This window comes from Roseovarius litoreus (assembly GCF_900142765.1).
Taxonomy (GTDB): domain Bacteria; phylum Pseudomonadota; class Alphaproteobacteria; order Rhodobacterales; family Rhodobacteraceae; genus Roseovarius; species Roseovarius litoreus.
Genome location: NZ_FRCB01000002.1, coordinates 159771 through 174701, shown reverse-complemented (window position 1 = coordinate 174701; position 14931 = coordinate 159771). Strand labels below are relative to the sequence as shown.

The 14931-nt window shown below is 65.4% G+C and carries 17 protein-coding genes; all 17 read right to left on the bottom strand.

The genetic code is table 11. From position 1 onward, the window contains the following. Positions 1 to 41 precede the first annotated feature (41 nt). Positions 42 to 371 carry a hypothetical protein gene (locus F3H35_RS05095; protein WP_007814891.1) on the bottom strand — a complete coding sequence of 110 codons (330 nt, stop codon included), beginning with the start codon at positions 369 to 371 and terminating at the stop codon, positions 42 to 44. Positions 372 to 375: 4 nt separating this feature from the next. Further along, positions 376 to 1671 (bottom strand): NADH-quinone oxidoreductase subunit NuoF, encoded by a 1296-nt coding sequence (nuoF, locus tag F3H35_RS05090; RefSeq protein ID WP_149778546.1) that lies wholly within the window; start codon positions 1669 to 1671, stop codon positions 376 to 378. Between the two features lie 6 nt (positions 1672 to 1677). Next, positions 1678 to 1905, bottom strand: a complete 228-nt coding sequence (locus F3H35_RS05085; RefSeq protein WP_007814887.1) for a DUF5337 domain-containing protein — start codon at positions 1903 to 1905, stop codon at positions 1678 to 1680. 16 nt (positions 1906 to 1921) lie between these two features. Then, positions 1922 to 2689: an NADH:ubiquinone oxidoreductase gene (locus F3H35_RS05080; RefSeq protein WP_149778545.1), complete on the bottom strand. Its 768-nt coding sequence runs from the start codon at positions 2687 to 2689 to the stop codon at positions 1922 to 1924. 35 nt (positions 2690 to 2724) lie between these two features. Beyond that, on the bottom strand, positions 2725 to 3915 hold the full coding sequence (locus F3H35_RS05075; protein ID WP_149778544.1) for an NADH-quinone oxidoreductase subunit E: 1191 nt from the start codon (positions 3913 to 3915) through the stop codon (positions 2725 to 2727). Between the two features lie 2 nt (positions 3916 to 3917). Next, positions 3918 to 4196: a hypothetical protein gene (locus F3H35_RS05070; protein ID WP_223228331.1), complete on the bottom strand. Its 279-nt coding sequence runs from the start codon at positions 4194 to 4196 to the stop codon at positions 3918 to 3920. Between the two features lie 2 nt (positions 4197 to 4198). After that, entirely contained in the window at positions 4199 to 5416 is a 1218-nt protein-coding gene (locus F3H35_RS05065) for an NADH-quinone oxidoreductase subunit D (RefSeq protein ID WP_149778542.1), read from the bottom strand. Continuing rightward, a complete protein-coding gene (locus tag F3H35_RS05060; RefSeq protein ID WP_149778541.1) occupies positions 5416 to 6024 on the bottom strand; it encodes an NADH-quinone oxidoreductase subunit C in 609 nt (202 codons plus the stop codon). Before F3H35_RS05060 ends, F3H35_RS05065 begins: the two co-directional genes overlap by 1 nt. Positions 6025 to 6079: 55 nt before the next feature. Beyond that, positions 6080 to 6613, bottom strand: coding sequence for a NuoB/complex I 20 kDa subunit family protein (locus F3H35_RS05055; RefSeq protein ID WP_007814875.1), 534 nt, complete (start codon positions 6611 to 6613; stop codon positions 6080 to 6082). After that, positions 6604 to 6969: an NADH-quinone oxidoreductase subunit A gene (locus F3H35_RS05050; protein ID WP_007814874.1), complete on the bottom strand. Its 366-nt coding sequence runs from the start codon at positions 6967 to 6969 to the stop codon at positions 6604 to 6606. The genes F3H35_RS05055 and F3H35_RS05050 overlap by 10 nt, the downstream gene beginning before the upstream one ends. 267 nt (positions 6970 to 7236) lie before the next feature. Beyond that, a complete protein-coding gene (locus F3H35_RS05045; RefSeq protein ID WP_149778540.1) occupies positions 7237 to 8019 on the bottom strand; it encodes a crotonase/enoyl-CoA hydratase family protein in 783 nt (260 codons plus the stop codon). Positions 8020 to 8036: 17 nt separating this feature from the next. Then, positions 8037 to 8894, bottom strand: coding sequence for a hydroxymethylglutaryl-CoA lyase (locus tag F3H35_RS05040; protein WP_149778539.1), 858 nt, complete (start codon positions 8892 to 8894; stop codon positions 8037 to 8039). Further along, entirely contained in the window at positions 8887 to 9555 is a 669-nt protein-coding gene (locus F3H35_RS05035; RefSeq protein ID WP_149778538.1) for a glutathione S-transferase family protein, read from the bottom strand. Before F3H35_RS05035 ends, F3H35_RS05040 begins: the two co-directional genes overlap by 8 nt. Then, positions 9552 to 11519 (bottom strand): acetyl/propionyl/methylcrotonyl-CoA carboxylase subunit alpha, encoded by a 1968-nt coding sequence (locus F3H35_RS05030; protein WP_149778537.1) that lies wholly within the window; start codon positions 11517 to 11519, stop codon positions 9552 to 9554. Before F3H35_RS05030 ends, F3H35_RS05035 begins: the two co-directional genes overlap by 4 nt. 97 nt (positions 11520 to 11616) lie before the next feature. Further along, entirely contained in the window at positions 11617 to 12603 is a 987-nt protein-coding gene (locus F3H35_RS05025; protein ID WP_149778536.1) for an NAD(P)H-dependent flavin oxidoreductase, read from the bottom strand. A 4-nt stretch (positions 12604 to 12607) separates the two neighbouring features. Continuing rightward, positions 12608 to 13213, bottom strand: a complete 606-nt coding sequence (locus F3H35_RS05020) for a hypothetical protein (protein ID WP_149778535.1) — start codon at positions 13211 to 13213, stop codon at positions 12608 to 12610. Positions 13214 to 13282: 69 nt separating this feature from the next. After that, positions 13283 to 14887: a carboxyl transferase domain-containing protein gene (locus F3H35_RS05015; protein ID WP_149778534.1), complete on the bottom strand. Its 1605-nt coding sequence runs from the start codon at positions 14885 to 14887 to the stop codon at positions 13283 to 13285. Between the last annotated feature and the right edge of the window lie 44 nt (positions 14888 to 14931).

Here is a 14931-nt window from a genome sequence, read left to right as displayed (position 1 = left end):
GCAATAACACCCCTCGGAACGGCCTGTCATGCAATGGAAAGTCACCATATCACGCACCGGCCTTTCAGCATCAGGTTGCCATTCGACATCTGTACCGCGCCGCTTTCGCCATCCGGTCCCTCGCTCCACGCAATCTCGGAGGTTCCGAAATTCTCGATGCAATAGCGGGTTCCTTCATGACGCCCGGCCGCTTGCGCCGCCTCGAGGCTCTGCGACGCACGGCGCACGCTGACCTCGAAATCCAAGCGGTCATCCGACGCCTTCTTGGCCTTCGCCGGAAAATACATGCCGTCGAACAGAACCCGTTCGGACCGCTCGCTGCAGGCGGCCAGCATGAGAGCCGACACCGTCATGAGGATGAGTGCGCGCATATGCCTACTCCGCCGCGACCGCGCTGACGCGGCCCGATTTCTGTGCCTTGATGCGATCCTCGATCTCGTCGCGGAAGTTGCGGATCAAGCCCTGGATCGGCCAGGCCGCCGCGTCGCCAAGCGCACAAATCGTGTGGCCCTCGACCTGTTTGGTCACGTCGAACAGCATGTCGATCTCCTCGACTTCGGCCTCGCCGCGCACCAGACGGTCCATCACCCGCATCATCCAGCCCGTGCCTTCGCGGCAAGGCGTGCACTGACCGCAGCTTTCGTGCTTGTAGAATTTCGACAGCCGCCAGATCGCCTTGATGATGTCGGTGGACTGATCCATCACGATCACCGCCGCCGTTCCAAGCGATGAGCCCTTTTCCTTCAGCGCATCGAAATCCATCACCGCATCGCGCATGTTCTCGCCGCGCACGCAAGGCACCGACGAGCCGCCGGGGATCACCGCCTTGAGGTTGCTCCAGCCGCCCCGGATACCGCCGCAATGCTTGTCGATCAGCTCCTCGAACGAGATCGACATGCTTTCCTCGACCACGCAGGGCGCGTTCACATGCCCCGAGATCGCGAAAATCTTGGTGCCGGTGTTGTTCGGACGACCAAAGCCCGCGAACCATTCCGGCCCCCGGCGCAGGATCGTGGGCGCCACGGCAATCGACTCCACGTTGTTCACCGTGGTGGGACAGCCGTAAAGCCCCGCCATCGCCGGGAATGGCGGCTTCATGCGCGGCATCCCCTTCTTGCCTTCAAGGCTTTCCAGAAGGGCGGTTTCCTCACCGCAGATATAGGCGCCCGCGCCGTGATGCAGGTAAAGGTCGAAATCATAGCCCGACTTGCAGGCGTTCTTGCCGATCAGGCCGGCATCATAGGCTTCGTCGATGGCGGTCTGCAGCGCCTCGCGCTCGCGGATATATTCGCCGCGAATGTAGATGTAGCAGGCATGCGCCTTCATCGCATAGGACGCGATCAGGCAGCCTTCGATCAGGGTATGCGGATCATGGCGCATGATCTCGCGGTCCTTGCAGGTGCCCGGCTCGGATTCGTCGGCATTGACCACCAGATAGGCAGGGCGACCATCGCTTTCCTTTGGCATGAAGGACCATTTCAGCCCCGTCGGAAAGCCCGCGCCACCACGTCCGCGCAGACCGCTGGCTTTCATCTGCTCGATGATCCACTCGCGGCCGTTCTGCAGGATTTTCGCCGTCCCGTCCCAGTGGCCACGCGCCATCGCCCCTTTCAGGGAACGGTCATGCATCCCGTAAAGATTGGTAAAGATACGGTCTTCGTCCTTGAGCATCCGATATCACCCTCGGTTGTCCCGGCGCGCGCGCCAGATTTGCATCGTGACCACCAACGCCCAGAACAGGGCGGCAATGGCGGCCAAATCGAACAGAAAGACGAACCTTACCGGCCAGTCCATTTGCGACCCGACCCACTGAGCGCCCATCCAGACGAGCATCGTCACCGCAATGACCACACCAACGGTGCGGCCCTTGCGTGCCAATTGCATTTCGTCCGGACGGTTGCTCATTCTGTCAGCCTTTCCCTCAATACACGCCGCCGTCTTCGACGCGCTTCGAGAATTCCGTTTCACCGCCCGCCGCCAACACCTTGGCCTGTTCAACCCAGTTGTCGCGGCTTGCGCGGCCCTTGAAGCCCTTCAGATTGGCATCCATCCAAGCCAACTCTTCCGCGCCCCAGCTGGCGATCTGGTCGAAATGATAAAAGCCCATCTCGTGAAGCAGCATTTCAAGTTTCGGACCAACGCCCTTGATTTCCTTCAGATTATCGGCCTGCCCACCCTTTGGCGCCGACAGCGCCGCTGGCTTGGTGCCGATTTGCTCGTCGTCTTTGCCCTCATCCCCCGAGGACGCCGTCGATGTCGATTTCGCTTCGGCCGTGTCGTCGGCCTTGGCTGTGTCCTTCGCCTTGGTCTCGGCCTTGGCCTTGGGTGCCTCAGGCGCCGCCGGCTTGGCCGCGGGTGCGGGCTTTGGCGCTTCCGGTGCCGCTGCAGCTTTTGGCTCGGCCGTCGCGCTTGCAGCCGCTGCCGCCGGCGCTGCCCCTGCCCCTGCAGGTTCGGTGCCCATCAGCTTGCCGATAGCACCCCCTGCAACCGCAGCCGCGACAGGTGCCTCATCCGTGCAGACAAGCCGCGTGAACACCAACCCGAGAAACACCGCCACGGCCACCCCGGCCATCAGTGCACCAATGAACCCGACCGGCTCGATGGTACCCCAAAGAACAGCGATCCCCCCGATCGCCGACAAGGCCCAGCAAACGATCTGGCAGACCGTCCAATTTGCAGAATTCGACATCACTATTAACCCCCTGTTGGTGTCTCAAGAGCGCCTTAGTCGACGCCTCCTTTCCTGGCTCTGGACGAAAACTCGGTGTCCTTGCCCTCGGCCAGCAGTTTCGCTTGTTCGACCCAATGATCACGGCTGACCCGTCCCTTGAACCCTTCGAGGTTCTGATCAACCCATTGCACTTCTTCCTCGGTCCATTTCGCCACCTGGTCGAAATGGAAAAATCCCAGACCGTGCAGCAGCTGTTCAAGTTTGGGGCCAACACCCTTGATCAGCTTGAGATCATCCGCCCCGGCCTTGCGCGGCGCTTTCATCACGCGCGGCTTCTTGCCGGGCGATTGCGACGGCTCTGCCGCCGGTTGCGGCGCGGGCTTGGCCTTGGACTTGGCAGGTGCCTCGCGCTTGGAGATGCCGGTCTCATCGGCCTTGGCGTCCTTGCCGGGCTGCGGCTTGGCGGCCTTGGCGCCCACCTCCTGCGGTGTTTCGTTCAGCTTAACGGCGGGGTCTGCGGGCCGGTGGTTCGCGCCCTTGTCGCGCCATGGCGCCAGCACAGGCACCTCGGTTCCGTCGATCCGCTTGACCGTATCCCCCAGGTCCGTGGCCAGCTGCACGCTCGCGTTATGCGCCATGCGCCCCTTGTCATGCGCCTGAAGGCTGGTCAGCCCCGACACCGGCTCGCTGGCATAGCGGCCATTTTGCGGACCGGGGGCCGGCACCTTGCCCGCCACCAGATCATCCAGCATCTGCGCAAAGCGCTCGGCCGTGAGATCCTCGTAATAATCCTTGCCGATCTGCGCCATCGGCGCATTCGCGCAGGCGCCAAGGCATTCCACCTCTTCCCAGCTCAGCTTGCCATCGGCGCTCAGCTCGTGGGGATTGGGCGCGATCTTTTCGCGGCACACACCAATCAGATCTTCGGCGCCGCAGATCATGCAGGACGTGGTGCCGCAAACCTGCACATGCGCCACGCTGCCGACGGGCTGCAGCTGGAACATGAAATAGAATGTGGCCACTTCGAGCGCGCGGATGAATTCCATGCCCAGCATCTGCGCGACATGCTCGATCGCGGGACGGCTCAGCCACCCCTCCTGCTCCTGGGCGCGCCACAGCAGCGGAATGATCGCGCTGGCCTGCCGGCCCTCGGGATACTTGGTGATCTGTGCCTCGGCCCAGGCCCGGTTTTCGGGCGTGAAGGCGAAACTTTCAGGCTGCTCTTTATGGAGACGTCTCAGCATACCTACGCACAGGCTCCTGTCTTCAATTTCACCCCGCCATTCTCCAACCGTTCGGCTTCGCCCGCGGTCAGCAGGTACGCGGTGATCGCCGTCGACTGCTCGCGGGTCAGTCCGGCCTGCAATTCGACCGGCAGATAATCGGCTTCGGTGACCATCTCGCACCCGATCGAGGCGACGGCCGTTTTGTAATCGTTCAGATCTTCGGGGCTGACCCCCTCGGGCGGCATCGCACAGCCCGCAAGCCCGACAAAACCGGCGGCCATTGCCGCCCAGACACGCATCGTCACCTGTCGATCTCCCCGAACACAACATCCATCGTTCCGATAATCGCCGCCACATCGGCCAGCTGATGGCCGCCCGCGACATGATCCATCGCCTGCAGATGCAGGAACCCCGGTGCGCGCAGCTTGGCGCGATAGGGCTTGTTGGTGCCATCTGCCACCAGATAGACGCCGAATTCGCCCTTGGGCGCTTCGACGGCGGCATAGACTTCGCCCTCGGGCACGCGGAACCCTTCGGTGTAAAGCTTGAAGTGGTGGATCAACGCCTCCATCGAGGTCTTCATCTCGCCCCGCGACGGCGGCGTGATCTTGCCGCGTGCCAGCACGTCGCCCTGCCCGTCGGGTGCCCGCAGCTTGGCGACGCACTGATGGATGATCGACAGCGACTGGCGCATCTCTTCCATGCGCACCAGATAGCGATCATAGCAATCGCCGTTCTTGCCCACGGGGATCTGGAAATCGAACTCGTCGTAGCATTCATAAGGCTGCGCGCGGCGCAGATCCCATGCCAGCCCCGAGCCGCGCACCATGACACCCGAGAAACCCCAATCGAGAATATCCTTCTCGGTCACCACACCGATATCGGCATTGCGCTGCTTGAAGATGCGGTTCTCGGTCAGCAGGCCATCGATATCGGCAAGGACGCGCGGGAACTCATGCGCCCATGTCTCGATATCGTCGATCAGCTCGGGCGGCAGATCCTGATGCACGCCGCCGGGGCGGAAATAGGCCGCATGAAGGCGCGCGCCGCAGGCCCGCTCGTAGAACACCATCAGTTTTTCGCGCTCTTCGAACCCCCACAAGGGCGGCGTGAGCGCGCCCACATCCATCGCCTGTGTCGTGACGTTCAGCAGATGGTTCAGGATGCGGCCGATCTCGGAATAAAGCACCCGGATCAGGCTGGCGCGGCGCGGCACCTCGACACCCGTCAGCTTCTCGATCGCGAGGCACCAGGCATGTTCCTGGTTCATCGGCGCCACGTAATCCAGCCGGTCGAAATAGGGCAGGTTCTGCAGGTAGGTCCGGCTTTCCATCAGCTTTTCGGTGCCGCGATGCAGCAGCCCGATATGCGGATCGCAGCGCTCGACGATCTCGCCGTCAAGCTCGAGCACAAGACGCAGCACACCGTGCGCCGCCGGGTGCTGCGGCCCGAAATTGAGATTGAAGTTGCGGATCTTCTGTTCGCCCGTCAGGGCGTCTTCGAACTTGGAGCCGTCCATCACTTGACCTCCGCTTTCTTCTCGTCGCCGGGCAGGATGTATTCGGCCCCTTCCCAAGGCGACATGAAGTCGAACTGGCGATATTCCTGCACCAGGCTCACAGGCTCGTAGACCACCCGCTTTTGCACCTCGTCATAGCGCACCTCGGTATAACCGGTGGTCGGGAAATCCTTGCGCAGCGGATGCCCGCGAAAGCCGTAATCGGTCAGGATGCGGCGCAGGTCCGGGTGACCGGAAAACAGGATGCCGAACATGTCGAAGACTTCGCGCTCGAACCAGTTGGCCGAGGGATGGATCTCGGTAATCGACGGCACCATGTCCTCTTCGCGCGCCGCCGCACGCAGACGGATGCGGTGGTTCTGATACATGCTCAGGAAATGATAGACCACATCGAACCGCTTGGCCCGGTCGGGATAATCCACCGCGGTGATATCCACCAGAGACGAAAAGCGACAGGTCTGATCGGTTTTCAGAAACTCGACCAGCGCCGCGATATTGGGCAGCGCCACGTCCACATTCAATTCGCCATGGGAAACATCCCAACCAAGAACGCAATCGGGGCGTTTCACCTCGATATAGGCGCCCAGTTCCTTCAGCGCGTTGCTCATCGTCATCGTCCTTTCGCGCGAGGGTCCCGCCCCACGCCTGTAACACAGTGCACCGTCAGCGCACGATCGTCCCGGTCCGGCGTATCTTGCGCTGCAACTGCATGATCCCGTAGACCAGCGCCTCGGCCGTCGGAGGGCAACCCGGCACGTAGATATCCACCGGCACGATGCGGTCGCATCCGCGCACCACCGAATAGCTGTAGTGGTAATAGCCCCCGCCATTGGCGCAGGAGCCCATCGAGATCACGTAACGCGGTTCGGGCATCTGGTCATAGACCTTGCGCAGCGCGGGCGCCATCTTGTTGGTCAGCGTGCCGGCCACGATCATCAGGTCCGACTGGCGCGGGCTGGCTCGCGGCGCCGTGCCGAACCGCTCGAGGTCATAGCGCGGCATCGAGGCATGCATCATCTCGACCGCACAGCACGCCAGACCGAACGTCATCCAGTGCAAGCTACCGGTGCGCGCCCAGTTGATGATGTCCTCGGTCGAGGTGACAAGAAAGCCCTTGTCCTGCAACTCGCGGTTCAGATCCTGGGTGGCGACCTCGCGATCGAACCCGGCTGTGTTGGCTCCGGTCGCTACTCCCATTCCATCGCCCCTTTTCTCCATTCATACGCGAACCCGGCCGTCAGAACGGCCAGAAACGCCATCATCGACCAGAACGCCGTCATCGAGATGTCCTGAAACGCCACCGCCCACGGAAACAGCATCGCGATTTCCAGGTCGAAGATGATGAACAGGATCGACACCAGGTAGAACCGGACATCGAATTTCATCCGCGCATCATCGAAAGCGTTGAACCCGCATTCATAGGCGCTCAGCTTTTCGGGGTCGGGATTTCGCACCGCCGCAACGATCGCCGCAAGAAGAAGAACAAGGCCAAGACCGATCGCAACGGCCAGAAGGACCAGAATGGGAAGATATTCCCTCAGCATCTCTTCCACTGGGTGGCTCCTTTCACGCGCGTCCCGAGCGCATTCAGATGGCTACACTGACTATGGCAGGGTTTACCGCCGCCCCACTTCCGGGTCAACCAACGGCGAACACATTCCGATCACTGCACGCGTCCTTAAACTAAAGATGTATGCAGGTGTATACTAAATATAGACAAATTGTCCCAACGCCCTGGTATCCCGGCCAGTCTTCACGAGTGTTCGTTGAAAATTAGGGCGAATCCGGTGCCTGTCATCCCCTCTCGGGACACGAATCCGTCACTCGGCCCAACCCGGCTTTCGCTTGTCGAAAAACGCACCGATCCCCTCGGGCGCCTCGTGGCCCTCCCAACACGCGGCAAGTTCCGCGACGGAATGCGCGATCACCGCTTCGTCGATGCGCGGCCCAAGATGGCGCAGCAGGGCCTTCGCGCGCGCCACGGCACCGGGGGCGCAGGAGAGGTAAGGCGCCACCTCGGCCTCGATCGCCTCATCCAGCCGGTCTTCGGGCACCGACCGGGACAGCAGGTTCAGCGCCACGGCCTCTTCCGCGCCAAAGCGTCGCCCCGACATGAACACCCGCCGCGCCCGTGCCTCGCCCATCCGCGCGCAGACATACGGCCCGATCGTGGCCGGGATCAGCCCCAGCCGCGTCTCGGTCAGGCCCATCGTGATATGCTCCGCCCCGATCGCCACGTCGCAGACGCTGGCCAGCCCCACACCACCACCGAAGGCAGGGCCATGAAGCCGCCCGATCAGCGGCTTGGGCAAGGTGTTGAGCGCCTGCAGCATATGCGCAAGCTTGCCCGCCTCGGCCGATCTCGCCTCGGGCTCCGCATCGAATTGCTGCCGCATCCAGTCCAGATCGCCACCCGCGCAAAACGTCTTGCCGCGGGCCGCCAGCACCACCACTCGCACGCCTTCATCCGCGCCAAGCTCGCGCGCCGCCTCATGCAGCTCCGCGATCATACGTGCCGACATGGCATTGTGCTTCTCCGCCCGATCAAGCCACAGCGTCGCCACACCGCGCGCATCCCTCTCGATTCTGATCGTCTCGAACATGCCCCTGCTCCTTCCGCTTATCCGCCCGACCGCATCGCGCGGGCCATCTGTGCGGCGCGCGCCAGCACCTCGCGGTCCAGCCCTGTCTCATATCCCATCGCCTGCACATGGTCGTGCACCGCTTCGGTCGCCACATTGCCCGACGCCCCCGGCGCATAGGGACAGCCGCCAAGCCCGCCCACCGCCGCGTCGAACACCCTGAGCCCGCGCGCCAGCGACACCCCGATATTGTCCAGCGCGCGCGCGCCCGTGTCGTGGTAATGCCCGGCCAGCGCGCTTTGCGGCACCACGTCGCAGACCGCCGCCAGCATGGCGTCGATCGTCTCGGGCGTGCCCTGCCCGATCGTGTCGCCAAGCGAAATCTCGTAGCAGCCCATCTCGAAGAGCCTCGCTGCCACGCGCGCCACATCCCCCGGCGCGACCGGCCCGTCATAGGGGCAATCGGTCACACAGGACACGTAGCCCCGCACCGGGATCCCGGCCGCCCGTGCCGCCTCTGTCACCGGCGCGAACCGCTCGAGGCTTTCGGCGATGGTCGCGTTGATATTGGCCTTCGAGAACCCCTCCGAGGCCGCGCCGAAAATCGCCACCTCATCGGCCTTCGCCGCCAGCGCCCCCTCCAGCCCGCGCAGATTGGGCGTCAGCGCGGCATAGCGGACACCGGGTGCGCGGCGAATGCCGGCCAGGACATCGGCGGAATCGGCCATCTGCGGCACCCATTTCGGGCTGACGAAACTCGCCACCTCGATCCGGGCAAAGCCCGCACTGCTCAAGGTGTCGATCAGCGCGATCTTCTCCACCGTAGGGATCTGCCGCGTCTCGTTCTGCAGACCGTCGCGCGGTCCGACCTCGAATATCTCGACCCTGTCAGCCATCCCATGCCTCGTAGAAATCCCTGTCATAGATCCGCGCACCATCCTCCGTGGGCAGCGATGCGCGAAACCCCTCGCGCTCGGTCAGCCGTTCGTACCACGCAGCCGTCTGCGGGAACGGATCGAGCCGCGCGAAATGACGCGCCATATAGACCGCCTGCCCCACGCAGATATCCGCCGCCGAGAAGCCGCTGGTCAGCAGATAGTCGCGGTTCTCCAGAGGCGTCGAAAGCCGCGCCTCGATCGCGCCATAGCATTTGGCGATCCGCGCCGCTTCAAGCCGCATGACGATCGGGCTGCGCATGGCGTCTTCATAGAGCATGATATGCTGCTGCGTCAGCGCCGCGACATGCTGGCTCAACGTTTCGGCGAAATGCACCCAGACCAGCCACGCCATGCGGTCCATGTCCCCCGGCATCCGGCCCAGACCCGCCTCGGGAAACCGGTCGCACAGATATTCGACCATGGCGCCCGATTCGAACATCCGCTCCCCCTCGATCTCCAGCGCAGGCACCCGCCCCGCCGGTGACAGGCTCAGGAATTCGGGCGCGCGCAAGGACTTGTCGAAGGCATGTTCCTGCACCCGGAACGGCACCCCCAGCTCATGCAGCAGCCACAACACCCGCATCGAGCGGCTCTGCGGCACATGATGCAGCGTGATCATGCGCTGTCCGCCTCCCCGTCTTTCGCCTCCACCTGTCCCTCCAGCCGAACCAGCGCGGCCCCGGCCTCGACCTGCGCGCCGGCATCGACCAGAACCTCGGCCACGATCCCATCGCGCGCGGCCAGCAGGGCATGCTCCATCTTCATGGCCTCCAGCACCGCCAGCCTGTCGCCCTCGGCCACCACCTGACCGGGCCGGGCCAGCACCTCCTTGACCAGCCCCGGCATCGGCGCCTCGATCAGATCGGTATCCCCGCCCCTCACCGCCGCGCGATCCAACGGATCGACGATCTCGAAACCCAACCCGTATTGGCTGAACACCGTGACACTCGCGCCATTGACCGCCACTTCGGGCGCCGCCTCGCCGTCGATCTGCCAGCGGCCCGCGACCCGGCGCGCCTCCACGGGTCTGCCTGCGACCATGACATCATGCGCATCGCGCGACAGGCTGCACAGGCGCAGCGCGATCTCTTCGCCCTCGCGCCTGAGGATGACAGCGCGCTCCATCGGCTGCCATAGCGTGAACCCGGTCTCGGCCATGCTCTGCCCGAGCAATCCAAGCGCCGCCAGCCCCGCCAGCGCGATCTCGCCCGGCCGCGGCTGGGGCATCCGCGCCAGCGCGTCGATATCGCGCGCGATCAGCCCGGTATCGACATCGCCCTGCGCAAAGCCCCCGTGCCGCGCCAGGGCACCCAGAAAGGCCAGGTTGGTCACCGTACCCGCCACCTGCGTGCCCTCGAGCGCCGCCGACAACCGCCTGAGCGCCCCCGCCCGCGTGGCGCCCTGCACGATGATCTTCGCGATCATCGGATCGTAATGCGGCGATATCTCGTCGCCCGCCCTAACGCCCGTATCGGCCCTCGCCCCATCGGCGAAACGCAAATGCGTCAAACGGCCCGTCGCGGGCAGGAAGCCTTTGGGTACATCCTCCGCATAGAGCCTCGCCTCGAAGGCATGGCCGCGGATCTCCAGATCCTCCTGTGCGCGCGGCAGACCCTCGCCCGAGGCCACCCGCAACTGCCATTCCACCAGATCGACGCCGGTGATCGCCTCGGTCACGGGATGCTCCACCTGCAGGCGCGTGTTCATCTCCATGAACCAGAACCCATCGGTCCTGAGGCCCCGGCTGCCATCGACGATGAATTCCACCGTGCCCGCCCCCGCATAGCCGATCGCCTCGGCCGCGCGCACCGCCGCCTGTCCCATCGCCGCGCGCATATCTTCGGTCATGCCGGGCGCCGGTGCCTCCTCGATCACCTTCTGATGGCGCCGCTGCAGCGAACAATCGCGCTCGAAAAGATGCACCGCCCGACGTCCGTCGCCAAAGACCTGCACCTCGATATGGCGCGGCTTCGCGACGAATTTCTCGATCAGAACGGCATCATTGCCAAAGGCGGTCCGCGCCTCGCTGCGCGCGCTTCGCAGCGCATCGGCAAAATCCCCCGGCCGCTCGACCAGCCGCATCCCCTTGCCGCCGCCCCCCGCGACGGCCTTGATCAGCACCGGATAGCCGATCGCATCCGCCGCCCCCGCCAGATGCTCCGGGTCCTGATTTGCGCCGTGATAGCCCGGCACCACCGGCACGCCCGCCTCCTCCATCAGCGCCTTCGCGGCATCTTTCAGCCCCATCGCCCGGATCGCCGAAGCCGACGGCCCGATGAACACCAGCCCCGCCGCCTCGACGGCATCCACGAAATCGGGGTTCTCCGACAAGAAGCCATAGCCCGGATGGATCGCTTGCGCGCCCGTCTCGAGGGCCGCCGCGATGATCGCATCCCCCCGCAGATAGCTCTCGGCCGGCGCAGGCCCGCCGATCCGCACCGCCCGATCCGCCATCGCCACATGCCGCGCGCCGCGATCCGCATCGGAATAGACCGCCACACTGCGCACCCCCATGCGCCGGGCGGTGTCGATCACGCGGCAGGCGATCTCGCCGCGATTCGCAATCAGGATCGTCTCGAACATGCCAGCTCTCTCCCGGGGGCGGTGCCGCCCCTCTTCATCGTTCCCCAAATACTCACGTGCCTCGGCCCGCGTCTTGGCGCGCCCGTCGCCGTATCGCTCACCATCGCGCCAGCGCCTCCCGCGCCTCCTCGGCCATGCGCGCGACAATGGCTTCCGCAGGCTCGACCGCATGGATCAGCCCCACCGCCTCTCCGGCAATCGCCGGGGCCCGCTCCGCGTCGCCCTCGGCCACTGCGCTCGCATAGGCCGCGCGCGCCGCGTCCGAGGCCGGCCCACCCGGCACGCCTTCCCATTGCCCGGTCCAACCGTTGCGCAAGGTCCGGATCGTGTAGGGCGCAGGCCAGTCAAGCCCCCGCGCGATATCCGGCAGCGACGAGCGCAGCGTCCTGTCGCCATCCGCTGCCACCGCCGCGGCCTGAAATCCCGGCGCCACCAGCGCCTCCTCGGCAGCCCAGAACCGCGTGCCCACCAGCACGCCATCCGCCCCCAGCATCAGCGCCGCGGCCAGCCCCCGGCCATCCGCGATACCACCCGCCGCCAGCACGATCGCCCGGTCGCCCACCGCATCCACCACTTCGGGCACAAGGCTCATCGTGCCGCGTGTCGCGCCATGCCCGCCCGCTTCCGTGCCCTGCGCCACGATCACATCCGCGCCCGCCGCCAGCGCCTCGCGGGCGCCGCACAGGCTCTGGACCTGCACGAAGACCGGCACGCCCGCCGCCCTTGCGCGGGCCGCAAAGGGCGCGGGATCCCCGAAGGACAGGAAGACCCCCGCCGGGCTGCGCGCCAGGACCCACTCGAAAAGACCCGGCGCCTCGGCCTCGCGCCGCTCGAGCGCCCATGTGATCAGCCCGCAGCCCACGGCCACATTCCCGGCCTCGGCCATCTGCGCCTCGATCCAGGCCGCATCGCCATAACCGCCGCCGATGAAGCCAAGCCCCCCGGCGCGGCTCACCGCCGCCGCCAGTCGCCCGCCCGCCGCCATCGCCATCGGCGCCGACACGATCGGCGCCCGCAGCCCGAAGCGTTCGGTCAGCCGGGTGACCAGCGCGGGCCTTGCTGGAGGGGTCGGACGATCCGTCATCGCGTCACTCCACGTCCCGCACATCGTTGACCGTGTCCGCCGCCGTGGTGCGCCAGAAGATCAGCACCAGCAGCAAGACGATGGTCGCCACCCCGGCGCCAATGGCCATGTCCGCCTGCAAACGCCATGACCAAATGGCAAGCGCCACCCAGACCGCGGCCACGATCACCGGCAGCCAGGTGGCGATATTGACACCCCACATATCCGCCCGCAGCCGCCCGATCGGGGAAAACGGCCCTGCCGGAAGGCCGCGCGCCGCGCAGGCTTTCACATAGTCCGAGCGCACGGCGCGCACCGCCGATTGCGCCGCCATCACGCCGAAGAGGCTCGCCACGGCCGAAAGCGCCCCCGCTCCGGTGATCGCATAGCGCAGCCCCGCCAGCAGTTGCAGCATCTGCCCGCAGCGTTCGGGATCGCGGCACTCGCTTGTCAGAAGCCCGCCCTCGGCACTCAGCGACAGGCCCATGGCCGCAAAGAGAAAGCCGTTGAAGGTGAACAGCCACCTCAGGCGGTGATCCACCAGCGTGTCCTCATGCTCGACCAGCCCGCGCATATCCGCCCATAGCTGCCGCGCCTCCTCGGCTTTTGTGCGACTCGGATCATTGCTCATCGCGCGCCATCCTCCGAGACGGCTCGCGCGCCCGCCGCGCGTGCGGCGAGGGCCCGCGTCACCTCCCTATCACATGCGGAATACGCCAAAGCGGGTCTCCTCTATCGGGGCGCAGAGTGCCGCGCGCAGCGACAGGGCCAGCACATCGCGCGATTTGCGCGGATCGACGATCCCGTCGTCCCAAAGCCGCGCGCTGGCATAAAGAGGATGCGACTGGCGCTCGAACATCTCGATCGTGGGGCGCTTGAACGCGGCCTCCTCCTCGGCCGACCATGCGCCGCCCTTGCGCTCGATCGCATCGCGCTTGACGGTGGCCAGAACGCCCGCCGCCTGCTCGCCGCCCATCACGCCGATCCGGCTGTTGGGCCAGGACCACATGAAGCGCGGCTGATAGGCCCGGCCCGACATGCCGTAATTGCCCGCCCCGAACGAGCCGCCCACCACCATGGTGATCTTGGGCACCGATGTGGTCGCCACCGCCGTCACCATCTTGGCGCCATGGCGCGCGATGCCCTCGTTTTCGTATTTACGGCCCACCATGAAACCCGTGATGTTCTGCAAAAAGACAAGCGGCACCCGGCGCTGACTGCACAGCTCGATGAAATGCGCGCCCTTCTGGGCGGCCTCCGAAAAAAGCACGCCATTATTGGCGACGATCCCCACCGGACAGCCCTTGATATGGGCAAAGCCCGTCACCAGCGTCTCGCCGAAGCGTGCCTTGAACTCGTCCAGCCGCGAGCCATCCACCAGCCGCGCGATCACCTCGCGAATATCATAGGGCGTGCGCAGATCGGCAGGCACCACGCCCAGCAGGTCCTCGGGATCATAGGCCGGCTCTTCGGGGCTGGCCCACGCGACCGTCGCCGGGGTGACACGGTTCAGCCCCGCCACCGCCTGCCGCGCCAGCGCCAGCGCATGTGCATCATCCTCGGCCAGGTAATCCGCCACGCCGCTCAGCCTCGTATGCACGTCCCCGCCGCCCAGATCCTCGGCGCTGACCTGCTCGCCCGTCGCCGCCCGGACCAGCGGCGGGCCGGCCAGAAAGATCGTGCCCTGGTCCTTGACGATGATCGTCACATCCGACATCGCCGGCACATAAGCCCCGCCCGCCGTGCACGACCCCATCACCACCGCGATCTGCGGGATGCCCTTGGCGCTCATCCGCGCCTGATTATAGAAGATGCGCCCGAAATGATCGCGGTCGGGAAAGACCTCGTCCTGATTGGGCAGGTTCGCACCGCCGCTATCCACCAGATAGATGCAGGGCAGGTTGCATTCCTCCGCGATCTCCTGTGCCCTCAGGTGTTTCTTGACGGTCATCGGATAATAGGTGCCGCCCTTCACCGTGGCGTCATTGCACAGGATCATGCAGTCCAGCCCCTGCACCCGGCCCACACCCGCGACCACCCCCGCGCAAGGTGCGGCCCCCTCATACATGCCATGCGCCGCCGTGGCCCCCACTTCCAGAAAGGGCGATCCCGGATCGAGCAGGGTCGCCACTCGCTCGCGCGGCAGCATCTTGCCGCGCGCCAGATGCCGTTCGCGCGCCGCCTCGCCGCCGCCCGCCGCCGCTAGGGCCGCGGCCTCCTCGACCGCGCGCAGCGCCGCCAGATGGCCCTCGCGATTGGCGCGGAACTCCTGCGATGTCGCGATCACCTTGGATTGAAGCTTCATGCCGCCTCCGGATGTGCTGCGGGGCGGATGGCTGCGCCCCGGAC